This window comes from Microbacterium sp. CFBP 13617 (genome assembly GCF_014839445.1).
In the GTDB taxonomy this organism is placed as follows: Bacteria; Actinomycetota; Actinomycetes; order Actinomycetales; family Microbacteriaceae; genus Microbacterium.
Genome location: NZ_JACYNW010000002.1, coordinates 643,662 through 670,528, shown reverse-complemented (window position 1 = coordinate 670,528; position 26,867 = coordinate 643,662). Strand labels below are relative to the sequence as shown.

General features: G+C 65.2%; 28 protein-coding genes. 9 read left to right on the top strand and 19 right to left on the bottom strand.

From position 1 onward, the window contains the following. Nucleotide 1 precedes the first annotated feature (1 nt). Genes crtI through idi form a run of 4 tightly spaced genes read right to left on the bottom strand, consistent with a single transcriptional unit; the run spans nucleotide 2 to nucleotide 4,036 of the window. Nucleotides 2–1,558 (bottom strand): phytoene desaturase family protein, encoded by a 1,557-nt coding sequence (gene crtI, locus IFU40_RS07880; protein WP_191925958.1) that lies wholly within the window; start codon nucleotides 1,556–1,558, stop codon nucleotides 2–4. Then, complete coding sequence (locus tag IFU40_RS07875; RefSeq protein ID WP_191925957.1) at nucleotides 1,555–2,424, bottom strand: squalene/phytoene synthase family protein; 870 nt, start codon at nucleotides 2,422–2,424, stop codon at nucleotides 1,555–1,557. Before IFU40_RS07875 ends, crtI begins: the two co-directional genes overlap by 4 nt. Further along, the gene (locus IFU40_RS07870) at nucleotides 2,421–3,488 is read right to left on the bottom strand and encodes a polyprenyl synthetase family protein (protein ID WP_055836298.1); all 1,068 of its coding nucleotides are present in this window, start codon (nucleotides 3,486–3,488) and stop codon (nucleotides 2,421–2,423) included. The genes IFU40_RS07875 and IFU40_RS07870 overlap by 4 nt, the downstream gene beginning before the upstream one ends. Further along, complete coding sequence (gene idi, locus IFU40_RS07865; RefSeq protein WP_191925956.1) at nucleotides 3,485–4,036, bottom strand: isopentenyl-diphosphate Delta-isomerase; 552 nt, start codon at nucleotides 4,034–4,036, stop codon at nucleotides 3,485–3,487. The genes IFU40_RS07870 and idi overlap by 4 nt, the downstream gene beginning before the upstream one ends. A 109-nt stretch (nucleotides 4,037–4,145) precedes the next feature. Here idi and IFU40_RS07860 point away from each other — a divergent pair, with 109 nt between their 5' ends. Beyond that, nucleotides 4,146–4,577: a MarR family winged helix-turn-helix transcriptional regulator gene (locus IFU40_RS07860; RefSeq protein ID WP_342343498.1), complete on the top strand. Its 432-nt coding sequence runs from the start codon at nucleotides 4,146–4,148 to the stop codon at nucleotides 4,575–4,577. Here IFU40_RS07860 and IFU40_RS07855 read toward each other — a convergent pair. Both IFU40_RS07855 and IFU40_RS07850 read right to left on the bottom strand, forming a co-directional pair. Continuing rightward, a complete protein-coding gene (locus IFU40_RS07855) occupies nucleotides 4,561–5,220 on the bottom strand; it encodes an SUMF1/EgtB/PvdO family nonheme iron enzyme (protein ID WP_191925955.1) in 660 nt (219 codons plus the stop codon). The genes IFU40_RS07860 and IFU40_RS07855 overlap by 17 nt on opposite strands. Beyond that, nucleotides 5,217–6,137, bottom strand: coding sequence for an SMP-30/gluconolactonase/LRE family protein (locus IFU40_RS07850; protein WP_191925954.1), 921 nt, complete (start codon nucleotides 6,135–6,137; stop codon nucleotides 5,217–5,219). Before IFU40_RS07850 ends, IFU40_RS07855 begins: the two co-directional genes overlap by 4 nt. Nucleotides 6,138–6,316: 179 nt before the next feature. On the opposite strand from IFU40_RS07850, the gene IFU40_RS07845 reads away from it, so the two are divergent. Together IFU40_RS07845 and IFU40_RS07840 are read left to right on the top strand one after the other, a co-directional pair. Continuing rightward, complete coding sequence (locus IFU40_RS07845) at nucleotides 6,317–6,535, top strand: helix-turn-helix domain-containing protein (RefSeq protein ID WP_191925953.1); 219 nt, start codon at nucleotides 6,317–6,319, stop codon at nucleotides 6,533–6,535. Next, on the top strand, nucleotides 6,519–7,820 hold the full coding sequence (locus IFU40_RS07840; RefSeq protein WP_249404107.1) for a HipA domain-containing protein: 1,302 nt from the start codon (nucleotides 6,519–6,521) through the stop codon (nucleotides 7,818–7,820). Before IFU40_RS07845 ends, IFU40_RS07840 begins: the two co-directional genes overlap by 17 nt. A gap of 23 nt (nucleotides 7,821–7,843) precedes the next feature. Here IFU40_RS07840 and IFU40_RS07835 read toward each other — a convergent pair whose 3' ends face one another. From IFU40_RS07835 to IFU40_RS07820, 4 genes are all read right to left on the bottom strand, one after another. Continuing rightward, nucleotides 7,844–8,332: a hypothetical protein gene (locus IFU40_RS07835; protein WP_191925951.1), complete on the bottom strand. Its 489-nt coding sequence runs from the start codon at nucleotides 8,330–8,332 to the stop codon at nucleotides 7,844–7,846. Between the two features lie 133 nt (nucleotides 8,333–8,465). Beyond that, a complete protein-coding gene (locus tag IFU40_RS07830) occupies nucleotides 8,466–9,011 on the bottom strand; it encodes an LPXTG cell wall anchor domain-containing protein (protein ID WP_191925950.1) in 546 nt (181 codons plus the stop codon). 293 nt (nucleotides 9,012–9,304) lie between these two features. Continuing rightward, entirely contained in the window at nucleotides 9,305–11,122 is a 1,818-nt protein-coding gene (locus tag IFU40_RS07825; RefSeq protein ID WP_342343497.1) for a DUF4012 domain-containing protein, read from the bottom strand. A 3-nt stretch (nucleotides 11,123–11,125) separates the two neighbouring features. Next, nucleotides 11,126–12,637: a polysaccharide biosynthesis tyrosine autokinase gene (locus IFU40_RS07820; protein WP_191925949.1), complete on the bottom strand. Its 1,512-nt coding sequence runs from the start codon at nucleotides 12,635–12,637 to the stop codon at nucleotides 11,126–11,128. 450 nt (nucleotides 12,638–13,087) lie between these two features. Here IFU40_RS07820 and IFU40_RS07815 point away from each other — a divergent pair, with 450 nt between their 5' ends. Next, nucleotides 13,088–13,729 (top strand): CPBP family intramembrane glutamic endopeptidase, encoded by a 642-nt coding sequence (locus IFU40_RS07815; protein ID WP_191925948.1) that lies wholly within the window; start codon nucleotides 13,088–13,090, stop codon nucleotides 13,727–13,729. Nucleotides 13,730–13,822: 93 nt separating this feature from the next. Here the strand turns inward: IFU40_RS07815 and IFU40_RS16795 are convergent, their stop codons facing one another. Continuing rightward, nucleotides 13,823–14,017, bottom strand: a complete 195-nt coding sequence (locus IFU40_RS16795; protein ID WP_249404144.1) for a hypothetical protein — start codon at nucleotides 14,015–14,017, stop codon at nucleotides 13,823–13,825. Between the two features lie 21 nt (nucleotides 14,018–14,038). Here IFU40_RS16795 and IFU40_RS16790 point away from each other — a divergent pair, with 21 nt between their 5' ends. Beyond that, complete coding sequence (locus IFU40_RS16790; protein WP_249404155.1) at nucleotides 14,039–14,377, top strand: hypothetical protein; 339 nt, start codon at nucleotides 14,039–14,041, stop codon at nucleotides 14,375–14,377. A gap of 11 nt (nucleotides 14,378–14,388) precedes the next feature. Here IFU40_RS16790 and IFU40_RS07805 read toward each other — a convergent pair whose 3' ends face one another. From IFU40_RS07805 to IFU40_RS07770, 8 genes are all read right to left on the bottom strand, one after another. Then, a complete protein-coding gene (locus IFU40_RS07805) occupies nucleotides 14,389–15,597 on the bottom strand; it encodes an O-antigen ligase family protein (RefSeq protein ID WP_191925946.1) in 1,209 nt (402 codons plus the stop codon). A gap of 1,017 nt (nucleotides 15,598–16,614) precedes the next feature. Next, a complete protein-coding gene (locus IFU40_RS07800) occupies nucleotides 16,615–17,274 on the bottom strand; it encodes an acyltransferase (protein ID WP_191925945.1) in 660 nt (219 codons plus the stop codon). 8 nt (nucleotides 17,275–17,282) lie between these two features. Further along, nucleotides 17,283–18,554, bottom strand: a complete 1,272-nt coding sequence (locus IFU40_RS07795) for a glycosyltransferase (RefSeq protein ID WP_191925944.1) — start codon at nucleotides 18,552–18,554, stop codon at nucleotides 17,283–17,285. Between the two features lie 40 nt (nucleotides 18,555–18,594). Beyond that, nucleotides 18,595–19,866, bottom strand: a complete 1,272-nt coding sequence (locus IFU40_RS07790) for an oligosaccharide flippase family protein (RefSeq protein WP_249404142.1) — start codon at nucleotides 19,864–19,866, stop codon at nucleotides 18,595–18,597. A gap of 2 nt (nucleotides 19,867–19,868) precedes the next feature. Next, complete coding sequence (locus tag IFU40_RS07785; RefSeq protein ID WP_191925942.1) at nucleotides 19,869–20,651, bottom strand: SGNH/GDSL hydrolase family protein; 783 nt, start codon at nucleotides 20,649–20,651, stop codon at nucleotides 19,869–19,871. Next, nucleotides 20,648–21,781 (bottom strand): glycosyltransferase, encoded by a 1,134-nt coding sequence (locus tag IFU40_RS07780; RefSeq protein ID WP_342343504.1) that lies wholly within the window; start codon nucleotides 21,779–21,781, stop codon nucleotides 20,648–20,650. The genes IFU40_RS07785 and IFU40_RS07780 overlap by 4 nt, the downstream gene beginning before the upstream one ends. 23 nt (nucleotides 21,782–21,804) lie before the next feature. Then, on the bottom strand, nucleotides 21,805–22,653 hold the full coding sequence (locus tag IFU40_RS07775; RefSeq protein WP_191925940.1) for a glycosyltransferase family 2 protein: 849 nt from the start codon (nucleotides 22,651–22,653) through the stop codon (nucleotides 21,805–21,807). Beyond that, nucleotides 22,650–23,201, bottom strand: coding sequence for an acetyltransferase (locus IFU40_RS07770; protein WP_191925939.1), 552 nt, complete (start codon nucleotides 23,199–23,201; stop codon nucleotides 22,650–22,652). Before IFU40_RS07770 ends, IFU40_RS07775 begins: the two co-directional genes overlap by 4 nt. Before the next feature lie 53 nt (nucleotides 23,202–23,254). Between IFU40_RS07770 and IFU40_RS07765 the strand changes: the two genes are divergently transcribed. Genes IFU40_RS07765 through IFU40_RS07750 form a run of 4 tightly spaced genes read left to right on the top strand, consistent with a single transcriptional unit; the run spans nucleotide 23,255 to nucleotide 26,858 of the window. Beyond that, nucleotides 23,255–24,547, top strand: a complete 1,293-nt coding sequence (locus IFU40_RS07765) for a glycosyltransferase (RefSeq protein WP_191925938.1) — start codon at nucleotides 23,255–23,257, stop codon at nucleotides 24,545–24,547. Beyond that, complete coding sequence (gmd, locus tag IFU40_RS07760; protein WP_191925937.1) at nucleotides 24,544–25,593, top strand: GDP-mannose 4,6-dehydratase; 1,050 nt, start codon at nucleotides 24,544–24,546, stop codon at nucleotides 25,591–25,593. The genes IFU40_RS07765 and gmd overlap by 4 nt, the downstream gene beginning before the upstream one ends. Next, nucleotides 25,590–26,573 carry an NAD-dependent epimerase/dehydratase family protein gene (locus IFU40_RS07755; RefSeq protein WP_191925936.1) on the top strand — a complete coding sequence of 328 codons (984 nt, stop codon included), beginning with the start codon at nucleotides 25,590–25,592 and terminating at the stop codon, nucleotides 26,571–26,573. Before gmd ends, IFU40_RS07755 begins: the two co-directional genes overlap by 4 nt. Next, on the top strand, nucleotides 26,574–26,858 hold the full coding sequence (locus tag IFU40_RS07750; protein ID WP_191925935.1) for a Dabb family protein: 285 nt from the start codon (nucleotides 26,574–26,576) through the stop codon (nucleotides 26,856–26,858). Nucleotides 26,859–26,867 lie beyond the last annotated feature (9 nt).

Genomic DNA, 26,867 nt, shown 5'->3' with positions numbered 1-26,867 from the left:
CTCAGACCGCCGCGTGCACGGGCTCTGCGAGGGGACCGGCGGAGGTGTCGCCCGTCAGGCGTTTGACCACGAGCTCCGCCGAGATCAGGCACATCGGCAGGCCGATCCCCGGAAGCACCGAGGTGCCCGCGTAGTACAGGTTGCGCACCTTGCGGGAACGGTTCTTCGGTCGGAAGATCGCGCTCTGGTTCAGCGTGTGCGCGAGTCCGAGCGAGTTGCCGTGCCACGCGTGCAGGTCGTTCACGAAGTCCTCGGGGGCGATCGTGCGGCGGACGACCACGCGCTCGGCGAGATCCGGGATGCCGGTCCACTCGGCGATCTGCGCGATGACACGGTCCGCGGCCTTCTCGATCCGCTCGTCGCCGGCTCCCGAGACGCCTCCGCGTCCGCTCACGGGGTCGGCGGGCACGGGGACGAGCACGAAGAGGTTCTCGTGTCCCTCGGGTGCCACGGAGTCGTCAGAGGCGCTGGGGCGGCAGATGTAGATCGAGGCGGGATCGGGGATCTTCTTGTTCTCGCCGAAGATCGCGTCGAAGTTGGTGTGCCAGTCGTCGGTGAACAGCAGGGTGTGGTGGGTGAGCTGCGGAAGCTCGCCCTTCACCCCGAGCAGCAGCAGCAGGGCGCCGGGGCTGGGCACCTTGTCCTTCCACCACTTCTCGGGGTACTGACGGTCCTTCTCTTCGAGCAGGTCGTTCTCGGTGTGGTGGAGGTCGGCGCCCGACACCACGGCATCCGCCGAGATGACGCGTCCGTCGGCCAGACGCACGCCGCGCGCGACACCCGACTCGGTGATGATGGCATCCACCGGCGACGAGGTCTCGATCTGCACGCCGCGCTCGCGCGCGAGCCGCTCGATGGCCTTGATGATCTCGGTCATGCCGCCCCGGGGGTAGAGCACGCCGTCGCCGAGGTCGAGGTGGCTCATGAGGTGGTACAGGCTCGGCACCTCGAACGGGGAACCGCCGAGGAACACCGCCGGGTAGGCGAGGATCTGCTGCAGTCGCGTGTTCTTGAAGTCCGTCGTCACGCGCTTCCACAGCGTGCGGGTGAGCAGCGGGATGAGTGTGGGCAGACGCTTGACCAGCGCGGGGTCGCGCAGGCCCTTCGTCGACGAATACGGGTCGTACAGGAACTTCGAGGTCGACAGCTCGTAGGCGTCCTTGGCGGAGTCCAGGTAGGCGTCGATGTTGTCGCCGGAGCCCGGCTCGTGCTCTTCGAACAGGGCGCGCACCGCTTCGCGTCCCGAGACGATGTCGATGGGCTCGCCCTTTCCGGGAGGGCCGTAGACGCGGTACGCCGGGTCGAGGCGCACGAGATCGAGCTGCTCCGCCGCGCTCGTGCCGAGCAGGCGGAAGAAGTGGTCGAACACCTCGGGCATGAGGTACCAGCTGGGGCCCGTGTCGAAGCGGAAGCCGTCGCTCTCCCACGACCCCGCTCGGCCGCCGAGGGCGTCTCGGGCTTCGAAGAGCTGGACGTGGTGACCCCGGTCGGCCAACAGGGCGGCGGTGCCGAGTCCGGCGATCCCGCCTCCGACGACGACGATGCGCTGGGCGCTCATGAGCGTGAACCTTTCGGGGGACGCCCGAGGAGGGCGCGGGCGGCGAGGGTGGCTTTGACACCGTCGGGGACGCGGACGCGGGGGGCGCCGGCGGGAGACGCGCGCAGTCGACGCGACAGCTCGGCGAACAGATCGTGCGCCGTGGTCACCGCCGCGCGGCAGTCGGGCGGGAGGGTGGGGATGACGGCGGCGGCCGCCGCCAGGTCGGCGTCGATGCGATCGAGCACGGCGATGCGGCGCTCGTCGTCGGCCGCGCCGTCGAGGTAGTCGCGCCCGAGTCGGTCGGCGTCGTCGGCGAGGTCGCGCAGGAAGTTGACGTCTTGGAAGGCGGCGCCGAGGCGTCGCGCGCCGTCGACGAGGTCGGCCGCGGGCCGGGCGGGCGCCGACATGCCGGCGTTGAGGAACACCTGCAGGCACATCAGTCCGACGACCTCGGCGGAGCCGTAGACGTACGCGTCGTGCGAGAGGTCGTCGTGGGCGGCGGTGTCGAGGTCGGTGCGCATGGATGCGAAGAACGGGGCGATGAGATCGGCTCCGATGCCGCATTCCCGCGCGGTCCGGGCGAACGCGTGCACGACGAGGTTGGCGCTGAAGCCGGTGGCGATGGCATCCATCACCTCGCTCTCGAGACCATCGAGCACGGCGCGCTCCCGCTCGGGCGTGAGGCCGGCGTCGTGGGCGGGACCGTCGACGATCTCGTCGGCGACGCGCACGAGGGCGTAGATGTTGCGCACGTGCGGGCGGGGTCGGGCGCCCAGCAGCCGGGCGGCGATGCCGAACGACGTCGAGTACCGGTTGATCACGGCGGCGGCCGCGTCGTCGGCGGTCTGGGAGTACAGCGCCAGACCCGTGGGGACGGAGCTCACGGCATGCGTCCCTGCACGGCGTCGACGAGGTTCAGCAGCATGGACTGGCACGCGGGCGGCAGCGTGGAGGCGGCGGCGATGCCTCGGGCCTCGTCGAGCGTCTCGCGCACGAGATCCTCGAGTCGCGCGCGGGCACCGGATGCCGAGAGCGCCACCTGCGCGGCGCGCACGGCCACCGGGCCGGTGTGGGCGTGCGCCAGGGCCTCGCTGACGACGGGCCAGTTCTCGCTCTCGCGGGCCAGGGAGATGAGGTGGGTCTTCTTCGCCTCGCGGAGGTCGCCGCCCTCGTCCTTGCCCGCGTCGGCGGAGGTGCCGAACGCACCGATGAGGTCGTCGACGAGCTGGTAGCCCAAGCCCAGACGCTGGCCGAAGCGCGACAGCGCGTGTCGGAGCGGCGCGTCGGCGCCCGCCATGACGGCGCCCGCCTCGAGGGGGGCCGAGAAGGAGTACACGGCGGTCTTGTCGTGGGTGGTGCGCAGGATGGACTCGGCGTCGACCTCACCGCCCGACACGGCGTTCTCGACGTCGGACAGTTCGCCGGCCGCCGAGATGAGCACGGCGTCGTCAATCAGGCGCAACAGTTCGGCGCGGATCGGCGCGGGGATCTCGGCGAGGGCGACCAGGCGTCCGGCTTCGTGCAGCAGCAGGTCGCCGGCGAGGATCGCGGCGGCGTCTCCGAGCAGGGCCGCGCCCACGGCATTCGCGCCTCGCCGCAGTCCGCGCTGGCGGAATTCGCCGCCGACGTTGGGGACGCCGCGGCGCTCGGTGTCGTGGTCGATGACGTCGTCGTGCACGACGAACGCCGTGTGCAGCAGCTCGAAGGCCGCGGCGACCTCGAACAGGGCGGGGCGCGCGATATCGGGGCCGTCGAGCGTGTCGAAGGCGGCGACGACGAGCAGGGGGCGGAAGCGTTTTCCGCCCTCGGCGGCGCGACGGATCGCGGATGCCAGCGCCCGGGCTCCGTCTCCGAGATCGGCCACGCGGCTGTCGAGGCGGGCCAGTGCCGCTTCGATCGCGGCGTCGATGCCCTCACGGGCGACGGGAGTCGTCGACAGCGCGATCATGAGGCGCGCCGCACGGCAGGAGAGGAGTCGAAGAGGTGAAGCTGCTGGGCCTGGAGGACGAGCCAGGGGCTGAATGCCCAGGGAGTCGCCTCGAGCGACGCGGCGAGCTCGAGGGGGTCGACCCAGCGGTACTCGGCGACCTCGTCGGGGTTCGGCTGGGGCTCGGCGTCGGTGCGCGCGATGTAGACGGGGCAGATCTCGTGCTCGACGATGCCGCTGGCGTCGACGGCGCGATAGCGGAAGAGCGGCAGCGCCAGCTCGAGCTCGCGCAGCGGAAGTCCGACCTCGAACTCGGCGCGACGGTGCACCGCCGACACCACCGGCTCGGCCGGTCCCGGGTGCCCGCAGAAGGAGTTCGTCCACACGCCCGGCCACGTCTTCTTGTGCAGCGCCCGGCGGGTGACGAGCACCTCACCGGCGGCGTTGACGACGTGGCACGAGAAAGCCAGGTGCAATGCGGTGTCGGTGTCGTGCACGCTCGCCTTGGGCGCGGTGCCGATCTCGTTGCCGAAGTCATCGAGAAGGACGACATATTCGGTCTCGCTCATCGTGCCTCCTGTTTGCTAGTTTAGCTAGCGATGTCAGCGACTATACCCAGCCGGAAAGGGGGTGTCCACCGTGAGGAAACCCGCCTGGGCGTCTGGTACGCGACCCGCTGTGACCGACACATTACGTGCGGTTCAGACCCTCAGTGACGCCCTTGACCGCATGCACAGCGGCATGAAGGGCGACATGGACATGAACGCGAGCGATCTCGCGACGCTGCGCATGCTGACCATCCGCGAATACCGGGGGCAGAGCGTGAGTCCGCACGACGTCGCGACGCACCTGCGCATCTCGACCGCGTCGACCACGAAGCTCATCGACCGCCTCGTCGCGTCCGGCCACCTGGAGCGCCGGCCGCACCCGTCCGACGGTCGCGCGCGTGTGGTCGTGCTGACCGAGAAGTCGCGCCGGGAGTTCTTCCAGCACTTCGGTGCTCACCTGGGTGCCATGGGTGCGGTCGCCGCGCGGTACGACGACGCCCAGCTCTCCACGATCAACGACTTCCTGGGTTCACTCACCGAGGCCATCACGACCGACGACTGAGGGCTCCGCGTGCCACGCGCACGCCGACGTCGTCGTAGGCGTCGCGGGGACGACCGGCGCGCCGGGTGGCCGCGCGCACCTGTGCGGCACTGTCGGCCCAGCCGCCGCCGCGGAACGTGCGGGTCTCGCTCGCGCCCTCGGGGTCGAAGCGGTCCCAACACCACTCCGACACGTTGCCCAGCGTGTCGAACAGGCCGTGCAGGTTGGGCAGGCGCAGACCCACGTCGACGGGGGAGCCCAGGCGATCGGCGGCCGTCCATCCGATCTCGCGAATATGGCCGTACGTCGATCCGGTCGCCCCGGCGCGGCACGCGTACTCCCACTCGTCTTCGGTGGGCAGGCGGAACCCGTCGCCCTCGGCATCCCAGTCGACGACCTCTCCATCGAACGAGTACACCGGGTCGAGTCCCTCCCACTCGCTCAGTGCGTTGCACAGGCGGATCGCGCGGAACCAGCTCACCTCGACGGCAGGGCGCCGGGGATGCCGCGCGGGCACCCCGAGATGCTCGGCGAGCTGCTCCTCGGTGATCGGGTACACGCCGATCTCGAAGTCGGCGACGGTGATCTCACGCCGCTCGGCTCCCCGCTGGTCGCCCCGCAGAACGGTGCCCGCGGGGATGCGGGTCATCTCGACGTCGCTCACGCGAGCTCCACCATCCACAGGTCGCTGTCGCCCGTGATGAACAGGCGCTTCTCGTCGGCGTCGAAGGTGCAGTTGCTCACCACGTGAGGAGTGGGGATGACGCCGAGGCGCCGACCGGTGTCGTCGACGATCACGACGCCCGCCTCGCTCGAGATCCAGAGCCAATCTCGGCTGTCGACGACGAAACCGTCGGGGATGCCGGCATCCACCGTCGCGAAGGTGCGCGGGGCGCCGAGCGTCTCGCCGTCCCAGCTGCACGCGACCACGCGGGGGAGACCGTCGGCGCGTGACTCGGCGACGTAGAGGGTGCGCTCGTCTCGGCTGAAGGCGAGGCCGTTGGGCTGGTCGAGGTCGATCATGCGCTGCAGGGCCTCGCCCTCTCGCCAGCGGTACACGCTCTGGTGGTCGATCGCCGGATCCGCGGGGTACCCCTCGCGGGGGTCGGAGATGCCGTAGGTGGGATCGGTGAACCAGATCGCCCCGTCGGAGGCCACGACGAGATCGTTCGGGCTGTTCAACGGCCGGCCCTCGAACGCGTCGGCCAGAACCGTCGTGCCCTCGGCGTCGGTGCGGCTGATCGCGCGACGGCCCTGCTCGGCCTGTACGAGGCGCCCCTGGGCGTCGAGGGCATTGCCGTTGGCGAATTCCGAGCGATCACGCACGGTCACGATGGCCCCGTCTTCGCGCCACGCGAGCGTGCGGCGACCGATCACGTCGCTGAAGACGAGCGACTGCTCGGCGGGCCACCACACCGGGCCCTCGGCCCACGTCGCGTCGGCGTAGAGCGAGAGCAGGCGCGACGACGCGGGCAACACCGACGCGAGGCGGTCGTCCCACACGCGCGGGGGAGCGACATCGACCGCGTGCGGCTCGCGAGCGGACTGGAGGATGCGACCGTCGAGGGGGATCTGAGGCATACGTCCAGTCAACCGGGTCGGGCAGGCTGGTTGGCGCGGGTTGACGATGGACTACGACGACGCGATCGGGACCTGATCGTCGTCACGTTCGGTTTCATTACGTGAAAGTAGTGAACATTGGCTCGATTACCTAGAAGTAATGACGTACCCTCGTATTACGCGGAAGGTATGGAGGTCTCATGCGCGGTATCGCAACGTCCGCCCAAGACATCGGTCGTGTCGTGCGTGAGATCCGGCTCGCTCACGGCATCTCGCAAGTCGCCCTGGCTGCACAGCTCGGAGTGTCTCAACGTTACCTCTCGGAGGTAGAACGCGGCCTTCCGAAGATCCTCGACGATCGCTACATCTCTCTTCTGAACGCGGTCGGCGTCACCCTCGCCTATGAGACCCGTGACTGAGGCGCTGCCGGTCACGCTCTACGGCGAGCACCTCGCCGACCTGCGTCGCGGAGCCACGGGCATCGAGCTCGCCTGGGCGATGTCACCCGACCGGGTGCGCGGGCGCGTGGAACTGTCGGCTTGTCTGCGTACGGGCGAGCCACCGGTCAAGGGTGCGGCTGACAACTTCTTCGGCGGTCTTCTTCCCGAAGGTCCGTTCCTCGCCAAGCTCGCGAACGAGGTCGGTGTCAGCGGTCATGACGTGTTCGGCCTGCTCGAGGCGGTGGGCTCAGACGTCGCAGGAGCGCTGAGGGTGGGTGCCCTCCACCGAGAGGCGCGACCGGAGTTGCTCGATGCATCTCTGCTTCCCGAGCTGCTGGAAAAGGCCAGTGGCTATGCCGTGGGGGGCGGGGGGTCATCGCTTCCCGGTTTTCAACGCAAGATCGCCCTCACGAGAAGAGGCGAGGGGTGGCTTCTCGGCCGCGGGGCGCTGCCGTCTACGCACATTCTGAAGCCGTCGACCGAGCTGAACTCCCGCATCGCCGACGCCGAGGCGTATCTCCTCTCGCTCAGCCGCCGTCTCGGACTCACGACGTTCGACTCGTGGACGGAGCGGCTGGGCGACCTGCATGTCGTCGTCGTCGAACGGTATGACCGGCGTGTGCGAAACGACGGTGTCATCGAGCGCATTCACCAGGAGGACGCCGCCCAGGCGCTCAACCTGGCCTGGCTGAGTGACGCGAAGTTTCAGCGGGAGCCTTCGGGTGCGTCGCTGCGGTCGATCGCGGGGCTGCTCGACACCGATCGCCGCGTCTTCGACCGCTCGCCCTCTGAAAAGTCGGTGCTGCTGCGCTACGTGACCTTCAATCTCGCCACGGGAAACACAGACGCGCACGCCAAGAACTACTCCATTCTTCGGCCGCAGGGCGAGTCGGCGCGGCTTGCGCCCTTGTACGACCTCGTACCGTTGGCGTTGTTCTCAGAATCCCGTCAAGGGCTGTCGCTGTGGATCAACGGCAAGCGTATGAGTCACGACGTGCAGATCGACGATCTCGTCGACGAAGCCGCGTCCTGGGGGATGGATGCCGATGAGTCGCGTTACGTCGTGACCGACGTGCTCGAGACGCTCGTCGATGCGACGGGGGACGTCGACTGTCCTGCCTCTCTCTTGAAAACCCTGCCGGGGTACGTGCGAGCGCTTTCTCGGTCACTTCTCGACGGGGGTCGCGCCCATGTCGCCGGTTCGGTGCCCGTGTACTTTCGCGGGCAGGTCGGCACGCCCAGCGGCGAATCCGAGGCCGGCTGACGAGGCTGCGCGAATTCCTGGGCTCAGCCGAAGGGGTGGGGCGTGGGCGCGGCCGGTGAGACGGCGAACTGGATGAGCACCTGCAGGCACGGTTCGTCGCCGACCGTCCCCGAGAGGTGGCCGGTTTTGCCGTCGATCTCGGTGGTGTCGATGTCGTGCCCGAAGTGGAGGTCGCCGGGGCCCATCTCGACGCGCGAGCCGTCTTGCGTCTCGAGGAACCATCGCCCCCGCAGCGGGATGACCCACTGCGGATGAGGGGAGGGATGCCACTGCCCCACCCACCCGACCGGCAACGCCGTGAACAGCACGGCCGAGACCTCGCCCGGGAACGGCCGCATCCACTGCGGATCGGCGCCGCCACCGACGCTCTGCAGGCCGAACCCGCGGAGCATCGACTCGTCGAGGCGGCTCTTGCCGTCGAGCCCGGTCCACATGTGCACGAAGTGCAGCGCCGGAGGAGCGGAATCATCGGGGCCGTTGTTGTCGAGCGGGGCGGTCGTCGTGGTGTGCATGAGAGCGAGTCAACCGGGCGGGTGCGAATCGGTGCGGTGGGTTGACTGCCCGTGGTGTGACGGTCTTCGCGGGGATGCCGAAGGGGCCGCCCCGACGTGAGTCGGAACGGCCCCTTCGTGAAGAGCGTGTGCCTTAGGAGTGATTCTCCTGGCGGGTGCGACGCACCTTGGCGCCCACGGCGACCGCGGCACCGGCGAGCACGAGGGCTCCACCGCCGACCCAGATGCCCAGGAGCGAGTCCGCGTCCATACCCGTGGCGGGAAGGGCGTTGCTGCCGTTGTTAAAGGAGCCGCCACCGGTGCCCGAGCCGCTTCCGCCGCCGTTGTTCGCGGCGCGGGCGCCGGTCACCGCGAGGGTGTAGGTGCCGACCGGGTTGGCGGGGAGGGTGACCGTGGCCGTGGCGACGCCGCTTGCGTCGGCGGTCTTGGTGACCGAGGCCGAGCTGACGGGCAGGTTAGCCGTTGCGATGTTGGCGCCGGTGACGCCGACACCCACGAGGGTGAAGGTGGTCTCCGCACCGGGCGTGAAGCCCGAGACGGGGACGGGCCCGTTGGAGGTGATGGTGAACGTCTGCGTGTCGGGACCCGCGGGTACGTAGGCCTGGGCCACGGCGGGAGCAGCGAGGAGCAGCGCGCCCGCAATCGCGGCTGAGGCCGCGGCCTTGGTGAGGTGCTTCATGAATTCCTGCTTTCAAATCCGGTCGCCCGGGAGAGGATGGTCCGCTCGTTTCCCGTTCCGTGGTGCGCAGGTGGGGCTGAGAATGAAGCGGTTGCGTGTGTTGAGAGCCTTCCTGAGTATTGCCTAGGGATCAGCCGGATAGCAAATTATGACGGTTTCTTCGAGGTTAATAATCCGCGATGAATGGTTTCGTCCGCTCCGGCGTCCCGCATCGAAGAAGACGTACGCGTCGACCGGATCATTCGATTGAATGAGCGTGCGCTCCGCGCATCTGCCACACGACGGACGGTGCGTTACTGCAAGGTGGCGGTGCTCGTTCGCGCGCACGCCGCGTGAACGACGGGGAAGAGGGACGCGTCGGCCGTCGGTGTGACGAAGGCTTCCGCTTCGGAAGCAGTCGTCACGGCACGCGCTACTACGGAGACGCCCACGGACTGCTGGGGTGCGACATCGACACCGAAGGTGAGGACGGTATGGGAGCCGTACTGCGCCTCGGCGAAGCTGGCTCCGTTTGTCGTCTCGGCGGAGACCACGGAAAAACCATCGGGCAGATAGATATTGCCGACCACCATCGCGGTACCGGGAGCTGTACCGTAGGCGCCGTTTCCGGTGATGTAGGTGGGCAATGTCGATGCCGCGTCTGCGGGCGCCGAATTGGTGAGGTCGAGGTTCAAGGCCAGTTGCCGCATCGCGTTTTGACCGGCGGCCTGGCACGCATCCCACCCGAGCGAGACCTTCGGGTGAAGGTAGTAGCTCATTTTCGAGCCCGTGCCGTCGTTGAGATAGACCCCGAGGCGGGCTGTGTGCTCGTCGGTCTGGGGGAGCGGGCCCGCAATCGTCGTGTCCGCGAGGATCGACTGCTCTCCGGGGTCGGCGCTCCACATCAGCAGACGGTGCTCGTCGCCGGCGCGGCTGAGCGCGGAGATGAACCCGGATGCCGACCCTCGTCCCTCGAGGAAGGCCTGGAAAACTGCTCCCGTAGCGGCCGCGAAGAACGCGTCCTGTTGGGCGGGATCGGGGTAACGCTCGTAGACCCCGTTCATGAGAAGCGACACCGCGTCGTTCGCGGCCAGTTGCTCACCGTCGGGAAGCGTGACGGGTCCGGTCGCGGAAAGCATGTACGACAGAACGACGGGGTCGATGGCCAGGACGCCGTCCACGGCGACTCCCGTCTTCGCCTGGAAGAAATCGTGAGCCAGTGCCCCATCGATGGAGAAGTCGGGGATCTGCGTCAGATTGTGGAAATAACGCGCGGGTTTGGTGCCGTAGATCTCGGTGATTCCCGCCGGAAGGTCGACGACCGGCTGCGTCGTATCCCGCGATAGTTCTGTCGCGGATTGCGTGGCACCGAGGGAGACGGCTCCGTTGTTTGTCCGGAGGAGTATCGCGCTGCCGGAGATTCCGCCCAACGAGCGCCATTCCGCATTGTTCTGTACAAGGATCAGGTAGTTGCGTTCGCCGTTCTGCCCGAGCATGTCGGGGAGGAGCTGCGACGTGCGGGACAGCGCGTCAATGAAGGTCGCCGATTGCGTGAAGACGTCGCCCGCCTGATCGACGGCTTTCACTAGGACCCCGACGAGCGGTGTGCGGTCGATGTCGTGTACGGCTTTGGCGGCAGCCTTCGCCGACTCGGCAGCGGTTTGTGCGGGTTCGACCAGCGCACTCAGAACCCCGGGCTCGAGGCGTCCACCTACCGGGCGGAGCCCGTCCATCGACACACCCCCAGCGGCCTTGGCTAGGGGGAGGACGCTGTCGTTCATCAACTCGTCGGTGGATGACGTGACGGTGTGGAACGCGGCCAACTGCGGCCCAATCCACGGCGTCAGACAGGCGAGGTCCCAGACGGGTCCAGAGGTGAGTTCCTTCGCAGCAGACGCTTCGTCGGCGAGCGAAGTCAGCTCGGCGGCCGCCGATACGGGGTCCGTGGTGAGAGCCGTCACCGTCTTCGCCGCGCCGGACTGAATCCGCGAGAGGTGCTGGTAGGCGAGTGCGCCGGTCACACCGACCCAGACGGTCAAGACGAAGCCAACTAGGAGCGCTCCCGCCAGCACCCACGCGAGGACGTGTCCGGCGGTGCGCATCTGCGGCGGCAGGATCTGTGAGCCAGGCACGCGTCAGTCTCCTCGGGTCGCCTCGCGCGTGGTGCGTCGTGGCGAGATGCCGAACTGCTCAATGGAGGGAGGCGCGCCCTCGGCCGACCACTTCTTGTCGCCGCCGCGCCGCTTTTCGGCTCTTCTCGAGCTCTTGGTCTCGGTCACTGCGGTGTCCCGGTAGCCGTACTCATAGCCGTAGCCGTAGGCCGAGTAGTACGAGTCAGGGCCGCGTGTGGGCACCATCGACATCACGAAGCCCGCGAGCTTCGCCCCGACCGTGCCGAGCGCCTCCGTCGACAGCGTCAGCTGGTGACGAGTGGTTCGACCCGCTGCAACGACCATGAGTGCGCCGCTTGTGACGCGGGCGAGGATTGCTGCGTCTGTCACCGGCAGAAGTGGCGGAGCGTCGCAGAGCACGACATCGAAGTCTTTTTCGAACATCGTGAGGAGCGCTCCCATACGGGCCGATCCCAAAAGTTCGCTCGGGTTCGGCGGAATCTTGCCGGCGGGCAGGACGTAGAGACTCCGCCCACCCCAGGGGAGCATGACGTCGTTGACCTCGGCGCGGCCGATGAGCACGTCGGTCAAACCGACCCCACCCTCGATACCGAGGTACTCGGCAACCTTCGGCTTGCGGAGGTCGGTGTCGAGAAGCGCTACGCGCTTGCCGGCGTCCGCGAGAGCGATGGCGAGGTTGATCGTGGTGGTCGACTTGCCCTCGCTCGGGATGGAGCTGGTGATGACGAAGCTGGAGCGCCCACCCATGTCGAGGAACTGGAGATTTGTGCGCAGAGCACGGAAGGACTCGGCCCGCGGGCTGAGCGGGTCGGCGTGGACGATCAAGGGGCGGTCTTTGGCTTTCGCGTCGAAAGCGATGGCGCCAATTCCGGGGGCTTTCGTGACCTGTTCGGCATCGCGGGTCGTCCGGATCCGCGTGTCCAGCCGATTGCGCAGTGCAGCTGCCGCAAGGCCGAGCACCAGGCCGACCGCGGTTCCGAGCGAAAGATTCAAGGGAACGTTCGGGCTGGAGGGGCGCATCGCCGGCTGCGCCTGTCTCACCTGAGTCAGGCGGATCGGGCTCGCTCCGTCTCCAGCTTCCGGCTCAAGTTGTGGCACCCTCTCCGCCAGGCTTGCAGCCACGGCGTTCGCAACGGCGGCGGCCTGCGAGGCGCTCGGGTTCGAGACGGTGATCGTGATCAAAGTGGAGTTTTGGCCGGCAGATGCAGTCAGGTCGCCAGCGAGGGCATCGGCGGACGAGGCGAGACCGAGTTCGGCGATCACGGGGTCAAGGATGGCGGGCGTGCTCACCAGTCCCACGTAGGTATTCATGCGGGCCTGCGCGAAGCTAGATCCTTGCTGAATCTCCGCAACGGTGCTGCCGGTCTGCGTGGATACGAAGACCGTGCTGGATGATTCGTAAACGGGAGTTCGAGTGAATGTGTAGCCCGCAACTGCGACGAGGCCCAGGGCGGTGAAGGCGACGATCAACAGCCAATTTTTTCGCACGATGCGGATGTAGTCGCTGAGCTCCATGGTGCCTTTCGAAGACGCATTAACGACCTGTGGGGCGGAAGGTCGGACTGAGGCGTTCAGTCTGACACATCGATCGAATCGCGTTTGCTCAGTCGCGTCGTCGAGTTCGCAAATCCTTGCGCCGCTCTCCTATGTTTGGGCGCTCTCGCTGCTGCCGCAGTGCGGCAACCGTTCTCAGAACGGTCGCTAGATCTCTGAGAAGCAGACGCCGGTTGATTGCCCGGCCGCTCAAAACGCAGTCCAGCAGGCTTGCCTGTCCGTTGAGAAGCTAGATTGTGATCCGTGCCAGATCAGCCCGGTGACGCGATTACTCTCCAGGACCAATCGAGCCCCGTCGTGGGCTCTCCTGAGTCTCGCGAAGATCCCGACCGAGGATCGGGTCATCGTCGACGCCGTCTCGACTGGCGTGTTGGCGGGCGGCAGGTTCATCGATGGGACTTCCGTGTCCTGATGGTCGCCGTTCTCTGCGCCGGTCTAGGGGTGTCGGGGGCTGGTGTGGTGGAGTGGTTAAGCGGATCTCCCAACTCGATTTTTTCGACGTCGGCGCTCTTGGTTGGACTGGGGGCCGCGGTTCTGTTCGCGTTCGTGCGAGCCCGCCCGGCCGGCCTGCTCCGCCTCAAACCGATAGACGTCCTCTGGAGCATCGGCGTTGGTTTGTTTCTTCGGCTGACAGTCGGGGGGCTAGCCGGTGCAAATTCAGCAGCCTTTCCTACCGCTGGCGGTGAGGGGGCTGTGTCCCGGTCGGACTGGTGGTTGACTTACGCGCTGCCCGCGGGACTTGTCGGGCCGTTAGTAGAGGAGATTTTCTTCCGCGGGGTCCTGTTGGTTGTTATCTATCAGCTCCTCCGCCGGTCTGTCGGAGCGTTGGCAGCGGGGGTTAGCTCGCTCCTCTTTACAAGTGCTGCGTTCCTTATGCTGCACGCGTTCTTCAGTCCTCTTGCCGTCGTGGACGGCCTTCAGCTTCTACTTGTCGCCTTCACTTGTGGCTTACTTGTTCTGCTCACGGGCCGTCTGTGGCCCGCCGTCCTCGCGCACGTGGTCTACAACGGCTCGTATCTCGTACTGGTCCTCGCAGGGAGTGTCCTTGCGTGAAGACGGCGTCGGTGATGAGTCTCGGCGCCCGCACGCAGAATGAGGATTGGCCGCTAGTTGGTGTTCTTGGGTTCCTCCGAGCTCATGGCTTGTCTAGCTGCGCTCCCTGACGACGCGCGCGGGGACACCGACGGCAACGCCCCGTGAGGGGACGTCGCTCCGAACGACGGCATTCGCCCCGACGACTGCGCCATCACCGATCGAAACTCCTCGGAGGACAGCGACCGACCGGGCAATCCAAACATCCGAACCGATCAAGACAGGCTCAGAAACAAGTTGGTCCCGCATCGGGGACCCGACTGCGAGTCCATGATCGGAATCTCTGACGGACGAGAATTCAGCGATCTGCGTCAGCTCTCCTACGCTTACGTCGATCGAAGCTGCGATTACGACGTAATGCATGATCTTCGTCCCGCTGCCGACGAACAGGCGCGCCCCGGGGTGTACGTCGACGACAGCGCCGACACCCAGATACACGTCATCGCCGATCGAGATCCCTGGACCAGGTGGATGACGCAGCACAGCGCGGGCGTCGACCTCCAGACGTCGACCGACCTCACCGCCCCAGCCGCGGATCCAAAGGGTCCAGATTGCTCCGCGAATTCGGCGGGGGACGCGAAGAGCTGTTTCGCCAAGTCTGAAAGCTGAAGGGTGCATCTTTACAACCGCTTCCCGTGGGCTGAGAAATCGTCCTCGTGTGCCGTCGACTGCGCCGATAAAGACGGTGATTGGTCGCTAGCTCCGCTACGAGCGCTTAGGGCGAACGCCGCTAATGTTACGGCGAACATCCCTTGACTGGAGGGTGTCAATGTCACGACGCCGGTGAGGAGAACCGGTGCGAGCACCGACGCGTACAGAATTTTTGAAAGAGAGGATCGGCGTGGGCCGCGCAAAATGAGGAGTATTAGGCAGGTTCCGAAGATAAGCCTTGCGCACGCGAGCAGATAGCCCAGGAGTCCAAGCTCTACAACCCATCGAGGCAAGTCGTTCTCGACCGCTACTCCCGCACCGAGATTCTGTGCCGCGGTGCTGGCGGATCCTGGACCCTGTCCGAGGATTGGGAAGGACATCGTGAGAAAATTGAAGGTGCTACCCAGAACTCGACCGCTGACATCCTCGGCACGTGAGGCCTGGTCCACCCGCAGGAGGAACGAACTGATGACGGCGGGGAAAAGCATCGTCGCAAGAAATACGATTCCTCCAAACAGGGTCACCATGGTTAGCACTGCTGTAAATGAGCGAAAGCTCCCACGCAGAATCATCGCGAGAAGGTATGCCGCGATGACTATGAGGCAGGAGACTACGGCTCCGCGAGATCCACTCAACATCGTCATAAGGGCGACGCCGAAAAGCGTTGGTACGGAGACCCATGGCGGAAGGGCTCGAGAATGGAGCCCCACCAACATTGCCGCGAGCGCAAGCGGCAGCATCTGCGTATGGCCAAGCGGGGAGGAGAAAGTGCCACTCGCGCGGACGATGTCGCCAGGATTCACGAAGTAAGCGGTGCCATCACCAACCTGCTTGTTGATGAGGTTGGACGGAGAACTGTGTACCTGGATGACAGTAATCGGAATGTTGACGATTGCGACGCAAGCGATGGATCTGACCATGGCGTCTTTGACCCTCGAGGTGTCAACGAGGGTAAGGAAAGCGACGAGCAGGAGGGGTGAAAGGTAGGAGCGCAGACCGATGAAGCCAACGGCAGCTGGGATACCTGCAATTACCGCACAAGACGCGATGACGAAGATCGAAACCGCGAAAATCCACACCACGGTAGGTTGGCGACGGACGCGGTGGGAAAGTGCGAGTGTCGCTAGGATCGCGACGACGATCAGCGCGTCGCGGGCGACGTAGAAGATCGAATCCATGCCCGGGATCCATTTTCTGGCGGCACCCTCCAATCCCCACAGAAGGACGTATGCGACGACAACGAAAGACGGGTACCGCGGTCGCGCATGAGAGGAGAGGTCGAGCGCGCGCATGTTGGAGATCGACGTCACACGTTCCCCCTCATTTGCTCTACGTCGCCGGGCCCGTAAGTTCGTCGAATCTGTTCGTCATTGCCGCTGCTCAGGGCGTTCGTAACGCCCAGCCCAGCCCGCTGGGTTGTGGGCACCGTCAGAAAATCCCGTGGTCGTGAGGACGCCTGTCGCACTGGGACTGCAGCTCGCAAAGCGACTGCGTGGAGCCAGATGTCATCTGCACGCGGAGTGACGGCGCGGAATTCATCTCCGGCGTCTCGGAGACGGTTCAGCATTTCTTGAGGGTAAAACACCCCCGACACACCAGTGGCGAACACTCGCGGGGATGGACTCGCGCTCGAACGGCGAGTCCATGACATGTAATCGGCGATCTGATTGTTCTCAGTGAACTCGATATGATGCGCCCGGTGCGCCACGACCGATGGGAGATCGCAGGCCGCCGCAGACTGAAGCAAAGATCGCAGCCAGTTGCGTGGATACATGATGTCGTCGTCCGCGGTTACGAGTGGCCGCTCGGGACGGTTCGGGTCTATGCAGTGTGGGAAGTATTTGGTGTGGGGTCCGTAGTTCCGGGTGAAGCGAACTGTAAGTCCCCGTTTCATGAGGGCGGTGAGACCCGGCGAGGGTTTCCACGTCTGCGGGTCGGCATCTAGCCAGAGCGTCAGGCTTCGGGGTCGACGGTCACCAGACGCGATGGACTGAATGGCGATGTGCACGCTCGCGGTTCGGGCTCCGTGCGTGGTGAGCGACACGTCTACGTCCGCATCACCGAGTACTGATGATTGCGAGCTGCGCGCCTCCGAGTCGAATCTGCGAGCCTGGACTCTCGCCGCCATTCGGCTGGCTATGGCTCCCCGAACTCGATTGAGCGGGTTCTGGGAATACTGCCTCAGTGTGGTCACGTCAATCACGTGCCTCGATGTCGCGAATGTATCCCCGTTCGCGGCGGAAATAGGCGCCCTCAAGGTCTCGTTTGACAGCGGTCGCGCGCCCGCCAACGTACAGACTTCCCTGCGGAGCGACGACGTGCGACACCACACTTCCCATCCCGATCACGACGCGGTGGTCGATCGACGTGCCCGGGGCGATCGCGACATTAGATGACACGATGCAGTAGTCGCCGATGGAAATGCCCCCGCTCGTCTGTTGCGCCGATTTCCAGACGATCCCGTGGGTGATGAATGTGGAACGGACTCCCGCCACGGTCGTGTGATGCCCGATTGTCACACCCCCGCTGCAATCCATGTAGTGGCGGCTCGTAACGGCCGAATCCGCGCCGATACGCAAGAACCCACCACCCCGAGCTTCGACGAGAGGCGCCGCAGAGGATATCCAGTTCCACTGACCGATGCGCCCTCGCGACTCCACCGTGAGCTCGGCCATGTCTCTGATGACATTGAACGGTCCAATCCTCACGTCGCTTGCCAGTGTCACAGACATCAATCGGAAATAAAGGCCCGGTCCGACCGATGTTCCCTGCCCGATGCGCCAGCCCAAGGATCTCAAAATGGCAAGCTTCATTCCGCTTGACGGAGCCAAGCCGACCAGAGCAATCATCATCATCTTTAGCATCATTCAGTTCCCTCGGTGACGTGGACGGTCGCGGTGTCCGAAACCTCGATCTGCAGAGCGTCCCGGACGACCTGAGTGATGGCCTCGGCATACGACGACCAGCGTAGGGTCATTGCTCTCTCCCGTGCGGCCTCGCTCATCTTGCGGCCCAGGGGTTCGTCGTCCAGCAGGAGCTCCAGACGTTCTGTGATCGCCGAGGCGGAACGGATCGGCACGATCCATCCCTCTTCGCCGTCTGTGATGAGGTCCGGCGCAGCGGTATGGGGCGTAGCGATGACGGGGAGTCCTTGAGAAAGGGCTTCCGTGAGGACGAGGCCGAAGCCCTCGAAGAGCGAGGGGAAGACCAAGACGTCCGAATCTCGCATGAGTTCGAGAATCCGCGCGTGGGGAGCCGTCGGGATCCACGAGACGCCGCCCCGCAGTGCGCGGTCGAGAGCTCGGGACTCGCCGACTTTTAGCCCGACCACCGTTACATCCACAGCGCCCGACAACGGGGTGAGCGCATCGAAGAAGTAGGAGATACCTTTCCGCTGGCTCAGACCCCCCACGAAGAGAACACGCAGCCGTCCGTCCCGTCGGTGCGGCCTGGGGGCGGAGGGAGCGGGGGCTCCGTAAGGGATAACGGCTGTCGGAGCGAGCTCACCGGGGTAAGACCGGAGCGAGGCGCGGGTGAAGGAGCTCGCGGTGATGATGCGCGTAGCGAGACCTAGTTCTCGCTCTTTCCGCTCTTCCCAGGCGGCGCGGTCGGCATTTCGCCGATGGGTCAACGTGTCGGCCCATTCCGGCTGCCTTGAGGCTTCCTCGTCGAGCAGGGCGGTTCCCTCTCGCCAATATGCAATCGGGAGGTCGTATATCCGGGGGATTCCGGCTCGGGCGGCCTCCGAGAACGACTGCGCCGCCGCGTCCTCGTACCCGTACACGCCGGCGACTCCCGTCCGAACGCGAGCGGCGACGGCCCGGTCGATCGCGTGCAGGGAGTCGTGGATGTTCGAACCACGAGCAATCCGGCGGAGGGGCGTTCGCTGGGACAGAAGACGTGAGAACTCTCGGAGAGGATGCGAGCGGGTCAGGCGGTGGACCTCCGCTGGCAGGGCACGGCGAGCCATCACGTCGTACCAGGGCGTTCCTTTAAGCAGCGCCGAAGCGCGGGTGGTGTCGATCGTCGTGTGGAACTCGTCCAAGAGGCCGTTCTCCGCGAGGGCTTCCATTGCGCGTCGGACATTGGAGTTCAACGCCGGGAATCCGGACACGACTGCGCTCTTCTTGATCACTTCTCGCACTCTTTCGACGGGGTGAGATCGCCAGGCACATTCACGTCGACACAACCTCGTGCGGCTCATTCTTCGCGCGAGACAACCCGGTCACGATGCGGACGATTTGCGTGAGAACCGCGGGCGTGCACTGAAGGACGAACATCACGGCCACGTCCGAGACCGACTGCAGGGGCAGGACGAAGATGCACACCGAGATCGCAATGATCGAAAGAGGCACGTAGAGCCACGACCACTGCACCCACCCCCGCGCCTGACCAATTACATTCATCGCCTGGGCGAGATTTGCCAAGCCATACCCCGCGGCGAAGAGGACGAGGGGACCAGTGAGCCCGGCGTAGCCGGGGCCGAGCAAGGCCAGCAGTAGAGGGGCTGCGACCCAAACCAAGGCGACGAACACGACGACTATAGCCAGGTAGCCGCAGAACACCTGGATCATGAGCCGTCGCAGGTGGAGGAAATGGTTGGCGGCTCGCGAGAAGCGAGGTGCGACAATATCCGAGACCACCGCGTTCAAAACTACGAAGGCAACGGCAAAACGTGAGAGCGCGGCCATCTCCGCTACGATCTCGGGATTTCCGCGAAAGCTCGCAATTGCAAGCAGGGCCTGCTCGGAGGCGACGAGAAAGATCGTCATTGGAAGGACGCGGCGGATGCCCGCCCAGAATTCGCGGCCGTTCGAAGTGGGCTCGCTCCTCACCATTTCTGAGGCGCCGGCGCCGATCCAGAACGCAATGAGGATTGCTGCCGCGACGACGAGGCCGCCCACTAATAGGTAAGCGGCGGAGATTGCTCCCCACCACATACCCAGGCCGATCACGGCCAAGCGTAGGAGCGCTGCACCGATGTCGACGGACTGCATGAACCGCGCGCGAAGCCGAAGGCGGAAGTAGGCGCGGAGCAGGCCCGCCGCGAACGTCGGGAAGAGGGTGAAGGCGGTGACAGACAACAGCAGGGCCGTCCCGTCCCACGCGAGGCCGTTCTGCAGGAGCAGGACGGCGGCCCATCCACAGGCGATGATGATGACGGGAAACCCAAAGAGATACCGGACTCGGAAGGCGCGGGAGAACAATGCGGACATCGCCGCTCGGTCGCCGTGAATCCTTCCACCGATTGCCATGACGGTAGAACTGATTCCGGAGTCCGCGATTACAGCCGCGGCCGCTATGACGGCGATCACCACCGAGTACTGGGCATAGTCGGCCTTATCAAGGGCACGTACCACGAGGATCCCGTTGACGAAACCCAGGATTTGACTCACCGACTGTGCAGCGCCGTGCTCGAGCATGACTCGGGCGGAACGACGCCTCATGCTCACGATGGCATCCCCCGCTCGTGCGGGGCGACGGACACCGCGTCGTGTACGTCAGCGTGCGATCCGTTGTCGCTCATGAGATGGAGTAACACCACACGGGCGATCGCCTCATGGCCGTCGTCGTTGGGGTGGAAATGGTCGAGGAGATAATCGCCCCATCTGTTTATGGCACCGGCGATGGGCAGGTACTCGACGCCGCCGATGCGTTCCGACACCCGCGAGTAGCGCAGCTGCTCGTAGACGCTGCCAGGGAAGAACCGCTCATCTATATCGGGCGGACCAAGGATAACGACCCGCGCTCCGCGCGCTTCGCACTCGCTCTTCAACCGCTCCAGATCTCGCGCAAAGGTTTCAAGCGACGCGAGCTGATGGCTGCCGAACGCGCGCATGAGGACGTTCTTCACACGCCATCTCAGCGCTGACTCGATCGTTTCCAGAACGCGGCGACGGGTACGTGTGGAGAAGTACGGTCGAGGATCCATCCAACCCAGCCGTCGCCAGCGGCGCGGCAGCGGCACCCAAGACGGTAATACAGGACGAAGGATGGGCTCTGTGATGCCGTGCGCGATGACTGCTACGTCGCCGGCCTGCGGCGCCTCCAGGTAGGCCGCCAACGATTGGGTTATCGTCCAGCCGGTTTGACTGTAGTCAATGAGCTCCCCGCTCAGCCCATCCGCGATGAGTGCGCCGTACTTGCATCGGCGCACACCGAGTCCCATAGCGATCGAATCGCCGAAGAGAATGACACGAGGAGTGTCGCTCGAACCGGAAGTGACCATCATGTCTCCTTGCGCGCTTCGAGGCTTGTGCGACGGGATCTCACTCGGCTGCTGTTTGCGAGCGCGTCGAGCCAGCGTGAAGCAACGGAATCCCAGCTGAATTCCTCGACCGCGAAACGTCGGGTTGCGGCGCGAGCGGCCGAGTGGTTCGCGAGTATCGACTCCACGGCCAGTGCGATCGACTGCGCGGTCGGCGCCTCTAGTCGAACACCGGCCTCGGGGGGCAGCGCCGTCGCGGCTCCGACGCGAGTACTAACGACGGCGGGTAAGGCGTGGACGCTGGCTTCGGCGAACGCCAGTCCAAAATTCTCGTCGTCGCTCGGAAGGACGAAGACGTCGGCCTCCGTCAAAAGAATCGACTTCTCAGCTGTCCCCACCGAGCCCGCGAACGCAACGTGCTCATCAAGTCCGAGATCGGATGTGATTCGCCTGAGATGCATCTCGTACCCGCGGTCGCCGGAACCGGCGATTGTAAGGGTGGCGGCGCGGCCCGATTCGCGCAGTACGTGCAGAGCCGCGAGAACGAGATCGATGCGCTTTTTCGGTGCGAGCCGCGACAACGTCAACAATCGAACAGGGGAGTGAGGCTCGGGCGCCCCGCCGACTTCGATGTCCGGGGTCTGTGCTCCTGCGCCTACGACGGTGACACGAGCGCGTTTGATTGATCGGGGCAGTTCGAATTTCTCTAGCGTGGAGGCGACAAGAAATCGGGCGTGAATGTCCACAAGCCAGCCTCCGCCAATAAGCCAGAAGAGTCGCTTCTTCAGGCGAGACCGCCCACGGTCGAACGTAGTGAGAGACCCGTGCGGCATGACGAATATCGGGGTGCGGTAGAAAGTGGCAACGAGCACGGCCACCGGGATCCACCACAGGTAGTACCCGTGCAGGATGAGAACGTCGTACTTTGCGATCGCGCGCGCCTCGCGGAGCGCCGTTCTCAGCGACCCGAACGCTCCCGCACGTGGAGGCATCGCAGGGAAGTCCGGGCGCGTCGACATTTCGGTCAGGAGCGAATCAGTCCCCGGTGCGGTGATCGACACCAACTGCACTTTGAGGCCAGCCGAGTTGAGAGCGAAATTCACTTCCAGAGCGTGTCTCGCTGGCCCTCCGTCCGACCTCGCCAGGGTGTTCACGAGCTGCAGGGCGGTCTTGGGCCTCACGTCGCTGAGTCCGGTAGTCGTTGGAGCTCACGGTACTTTACGCCGATCTGCCAGTAATACATGGCCAGTGCGGCGGCGTAGTCGAAACCGGCGCGTCCGTCCATGAAGCCCGCGCGAGCTAGGAATGCGTAAAGGAAGAAGACGAGAGGTTTTAAAGGCACTGCGTCGAACACTCGGCCCTTGACTGTCCGAGCGCGCCGAACCGAACGTTTCGCCTCGACGCGTAAACGCAGATGCGCCTCCCAGTCGGAGTATTTGTTGTGCCTTGCAAACCATGTGGACACGGGGTCTAAGTCGTTGTGAAGAATCCGCCCCCGTAGTCGGCGAACGGCGCCCGTCGCTTCCGGCTGATAATGACCTTCGAGCTCTCCCATACCCGGCAACCCGATGTCGTCGACAACGGGAAAATGGACGCGGACCTTGTGGACTAGGCAACGCTTCGTGACTCGATGGCCATGTCGAAGTACCCTGCCCGCGAAGACGTAGTCCAAGTCGATATCGAACGCGGCATCGTCCAGCCCCGTTGGGTTGCTCGAGAACAACTGGCGTAACTCAGCGACAAGCTGCGCCGTTGGCGTCTCGTCGGCGTCGATGAAGAGGACCCACTCGCAGGCCGTTTGTAAATGATCCAGCTGCCACTGTTTCTTTTTGGGATAGCCGCCGTCCCACGTGAAATTGACGACCTTTGCCCCGCAGGCCGTGGCGATCTTTCCCGTGTCGTCCTCGCTGTTCGAGTCGACCACGATCACCTCTTCAAAGTCGTGGAGGGCCTGAATGCAGGCAGCGATTCCCAATTCCTCGTTCTTCGTTTGAACAAGCACAGAGACGGGGATTTTGCTGCTCAACGCGTTCCCACCTTTCGGATGGGGTTGCCTGCCCAAATCTCCCCCGGGGGCACCCTGATCCCGCCGACGACCGACATCGGGCCGACGACGGAGGAGGTTTCGACAATGCTGCCGCCCAGGATGACGCAACGCGATGTTACCCAGACGCCGGCGTCGATCCGGATCGGCCTCGTGATCAAAGCCATGTCGCGACGGTGCGCGTGACTGCCGGTCGTGAGGAACGTCTCCTGCGAGATCACAACATCGTGGGCGATGGAGATGCGGTCTTGGTTGTGGAACCACACTCCTTCGCCGATCCAGGAGCGATCGCCGATTGCGAGCCTCCACGGAAACTTGACACGCGTGCGGGGTCGGAAGATGACGTTCTTTCCGATCTCAGCGCCGAATGCACGAAGCACCCGGACGCGAAGTCCAGAGCTGATCTGCCAGGGATTCGTCACGAACAGCAACTCGCAGACAGCCCATAGATAGACCTTCCAAGCTGGCTGATTCCACGCAGTGCGCTCGCCCGGAGCCCGGGAGAGATCGATCACCGGGATGTCGCTCACGGCGTCCCTTCTTGTAACTATCGCGTAATGCGTTCGGGAGTATTGTCTGCACCGTGCAGCAACCCTCGCCAACGCTCTTCTTCGGGCTGAACTACCCCCCGGAGACTACGGGAATCTCTCCCTACACCGGTGCCATGGCCGCCGGGCTCGTCCGGCGTGGCCGTGACGTTCGAGTCCTCGCGGGGCATCCTCATTATCCGGACTGGAAAGTTGCGCCAGGTTACGGCCAGTGGTCGCGCCGCGAAAACATTGACGGCGTGACCGTTCACCGCCTTCGGCACTTCATTCCTTCGCGGCCTACACCCATGCCGCGGGCCGCGGCCGAGGTGACCTTCGGAATTCGGCAGGTTCTCACGAGCTGGGGTCAGCCCGCGGCGGTCGTGGCGGTGTCGCCCGCATTGATCTCATCAGCCCTGGTGCGTGTTCGAGCGCGGTTGACGCACCCCGATGTTCCCTTCGTCGTGTGGGTGCAGGATCTCTACGGTCTGGGCCTCGCGGAGACGGGCCAGGGTTCCGGAATCGCGGCTCGCTTGGTTCGTTTGATCGAGAGATGGCTGCTGCGCTCGGCTTCGATGGTCGTGGTCATTCACGACCGTTTCGCGGATCGTGTGCACTACGACTTCGGTGTGCCCCTCGAACGCATAGCGGTGGTGCGCAACTGGACCCACCTCCCGCCCATGCCGCAGGTGGACGTGGCGGCGGTACGACACGCGTATGGCTGGGGGGAGGACGAGATCATCGTCGCTCACACCGGCAACATGGGGGTCAAGCAGGGCCTGCACCACGTCGTCGATGCGGGGCGACTCGCGCATCGGGCGGGGGAGAAGGTGCGGTTCGTCCTCGTCGGCCGGGGCTCTCAGCGCGACGAGCTCGCCGAACGTATCAATGCCGAGCCGACGACGACCGAGATCATGCCGCCCCTCGATGACAAGGCATTCGCCGAGGTATTGCAGGCCGCCGACATCCTTCTGGTGAACGAGCTGCCCGGCGTCGCGGAAATGTGCGTGCCCAGCAAGTTGACGTCGTATTTCGCGTCGGGGCGTCCGGTGCTCGCGGCCACCGACGCAATGGGCATCACCGCCCAGGAAGTGATCACGGCGAAAGCCGGCACCACCGTCGTCGCCGGTGATCCGGCCGCCCTTCTCGAAGGCGCAAAGGGACTTGCGGCCGACGGCGAAGAAGCCGCTCGTCTCGGCGAGAACGGAAAGCGTTACAAGGAGACGGTCCTGGAGGAAACATTTGCGATCGAGCGTTTCGATAGTCTTCTCGCGGATCTGACCTCCGTCGCCGCCGGACAGATTCCGACTCGCCCGAAAAAATCGATAAAGATCGGTACACCCCTTTGACGAAGCGTGCTCTCATCACCGGTATCACCGGTCAGGATGGTTCCTACCTCGCCGAACTCCTTCTCGCGAAGGGCTACGAGGTGCACGGTCTGATTCGCCGCGCCTCGACGTTCAACACCCACCGCATCGACCATCTCTACGTCGACCCGCACGACCCCGAGGCGAAGCTGTTCCTCCACTACGGCGACCTGTCCGACGGTGCGCGCCTGGTGACCCTGATGGCGGCGATCAATCCCGACGAGGTCTACAACCTGGCCGCGCAGTCGCACGTTCGTGTCTCGTTCGACGAGCCCGAGCACACCGCCGACACCACGGGCACCGGCACGATTCGTCTTCTCGAGGCGGTGCGCCTTTCCGGCATCCAGACGAAGTACTACCAGGCCTCCACGTCGGAGCTGTACGGGGCCACCCCGCCGCCCCAGAACGAAGAGACGCCGTTCTACCCGCGTTCTCCATACGCCGCGGCGAAGCTCTACAGCTACTGGATCACCAAGAACTACCGCGAGGCGTACGACATGTTCGCGGTGAACGGCATCCTGTTCAACCACGAATCGCCGCGTCGCGGTGAGACGTTCGTGACCCGCAAGATCACGCGCGCGGTCGCGCGCATCAAGGCCGGCGTGGAAAAAGACCTCTACCTGGGCAACCTCGATTCCATTCGTGACTGGGGCTATGCCGCCGAATACGTCGAGGGAATGTGGCGCATGCTGCAGGCCGACACCCCGGAAGACTTCGTCCTCGCCACCGGCGTGGGCTACACGATCAAGGAGTTCCTCGAGACCTCCTTCGGGCACGTGGGCCTCGATTGGAGGGAGTTCGTCAAGTTCGACGAGCGGTACCTGCGCCCCACCGAGGTCGACGCGCTGATCGGTGATCCTTCGAAAGCCGCCGACAAGCTCGGCTGGGTGCCTACGATCAATGGCAACGAGCTGGCAAAGCTCATGGTCGACGCCGACGTCACCGCTCTGGAGCGGGGTGCGAACTGGATCGACACGGTCAAGCTCCCCACGTGGAGCAACGCCGAGCTTCTCGGTGCTCGCGCGTGACGGGGACGGCCGACGGCGTCGAGTACACCCCGAGCGAACTGGACAGGGACGCGACGTTCTACGTCGCGGGTCATCGCGGACTCGTTGGCTCGGCGATCGTGCGCAAGCTCGAGGCATCGGGCTTCGGCAACGTCGTCGGCAAGACGTCGGCGGAGCTCGACCTGAAGGACCGCGACGCGGTCTTCGCCTATATGGGCGACACGAAGCCGAAGTATGTCGTGCTGGCCGCGGCGAAGGTCGGCGGCATCCTGGCGAATTCGACCTACCCCGTCGACTTCCTCAGCGACAACATGCGCATCCAGGTGAACGTGCTCGATGCGGCACTCGCGAACGACGTGGAGCGCGTGCTGTTCCTCGGCTCATCGTGCATCTACCCGAAGTTCGCCGAGCAGCCCATCCGCGAGGACTCGTTGCTGACGGGTCATCTGGAGCCCACGAACGACGCGTACGCGATTGCCAAGATTGCCGGAATCCTGCAGACCCAGGCGGTGCGCCGTCAGTACGGACTGCCGTGGATCAGCGCCATGCCCACGAACCTCTACGGCCCGAACGACAACTTCTCCCCGAAGGGGTCGCACGTTCTGCCTGCGCTCATCCGCCGGTACGACGAGGCCGCCAAGGCGGGGGCGGGGAGCGTCACGAACTGGGGCACGGGCACGCCGCGGCGGGAGTTCCTGCACGCGGACGACATGGCCGACGCCTGCCTGCACCTCCTGGAGCACTACGACGGACCCGACCAGGTCAACGTCGGCACCGGGAGCGACGTCACCATCCGCGAGATCGCCGAGACCATCGCCCGCGTCACGGGCTACACCGGCGAAACCGAGTGGGACACCTCCAAGCCCGACGGCACCCCTCAGAAGCTGCTCGACGTCTCGACGCTTGCAGAGGCGGGGTGGACGGCATCCATCTCCCTCGAAGAGGGCATGGAGCGCACGGTCGCCTGGTACCGCGATCACGTCGACACCATTCGCGAGTAGATGTTCCGGCACATCGTGCTGTTCCGGGTCCGTGACGATGTCGCGGACCCGGACGTGTCTGCGGCGATCGCCTCGCTCCATACCCTCGGCGACGAGCCGGGCGTCGTGGCCTGGACCGTCGAGCCCTCGCTCGACACGCGGAAGGGACGCGTCATCGTCGAGGACGCGACTTTCGCCGACGCGGCGGCGTTCAAGGCGTGGCGCGGGGGAGAGGCGCACCGGCGCGTGGCGGCTCGACTGGCCGGGATCGCCGACTGGTGGGTGGGCGACTTCGAAACCGCGTGAGAGCGACCG

Bases quoted from the DNA above. Each gene is read 5' to 3' on its own strand.
- crtI (WP_191925958.1), bottom strand. From the start codon at position 1,558: ATGAGCGCCCAGCGCATCGTCGTCGTCGGAGGCGGGATCGCCGGACTC.
- IFU40_RS16795 (WP_249404144.1), bottom strand. From the start codon at position 14,017: ATGCGGGACCAACTTGTTTCTGAGCCTGTCTTGATCGGTTCGGATGTT.
- IFU40_RS07840 (WP_249404107.1), top strand. From the start codon at position 6,519: ATGAGACCCGTGACTGAGGCGCTGCCGGTCACGCTCTACGGCGAGCAC.
- IFU40_RS07815 (WP_191925948.1), top strand. From the start codon at position 13,088: ATGGTCGCCGTTCTCTGCGCCGGTCTAGGGGTGTCGGGGGCTGGTGTG.
- IFU40_RS07830 (WP_191925950.1), bottom strand. From the start codon at position 9,011: ATGAAGCACCTCACCAAGGCCGCGGCCTCAGCCGCGATTGCGGGCGCG.
- IFU40_RS07750 (WP_191925935.1), top strand. From the start codon at position 26,574: ATGTTCCGGCACATCGTGCTGTTCCGGGTCCGTGACGATGTCGCGGAC.
- IFU40_RS16790 (WP_249404155.1), top strand. From the start codon at position 14,039: ATGATCGGAATCTCTGACGGACGAGAATTCAGCGATCTGCGTCAGCTC.
- IFU40_RS07845 (WP_191925953.1), top strand. From the start codon at position 6,317: ATGCGCGGTATCGCAACGTCCGCCCAAGACATCGGTCGTGTCGTGCGT.
- IFU40_RS07805 (WP_191925946.1), bottom strand. From the start codon at position 15,597: ATGGATTCGATCTTCTACGTCGCCCGCGACGCGCTGATCGTCGTCGCG.
- IFU40_RS07850 (WP_191925954.1), bottom strand. From the start codon at position 6,137: ATGCCTCAGATCCCCCTCGACGGTCGCATCCTCCAGTCCGCTCGCGAG.
- IFU40_RS07790 (WP_249404142.1), bottom strand. From the start codon at position 19,866: ATGAGGCGTCGTTCCGCCCGAGTCATGCTCGAGCACGGCGCTGCACAG.
- IFU40_RS07800 (WP_191925945.1), bottom strand. From the start codon at position 17,274: ATGATGATGATTGCTCTGGTCGGCTTGGCTCCGTCAAGCGGAATGAAG.
- IFU40_RS07870 (WP_055836298.1), bottom strand. From the start codon at position 3,488: ATGATCGCGCTGTCGACGACTCCCGTCGCCCGTGAGGGCATCGACGCC.
- IFU40_RS07835 (WP_191925951.1), bottom strand. From the start codon at position 8,332: ATGCACACCACGACGACCGCCCCGCTCGACAACAACGGCCCCGATGAT.
- IFU40_RS07820 (WP_191925949.1), bottom strand. From the start codon at position 12,637: ATGGAGCTCAGCGACTACATCCGCATCGTGCGAAAAAATTGGCTGTTG.
- idi (WP_191925956.1), bottom strand. From the start codon at position 4,036: ATGAGCGAGACCGAATATGTCGTCCTTCTCGATGACTTCGGCAACGAG.
- IFU40_RS07785 (WP_191925942.1), bottom strand. From the start codon at position 20,651: ATGATGGTCACTTCCGGTTCGAGCGACACTCCTCGTGTCATTCTCTTC.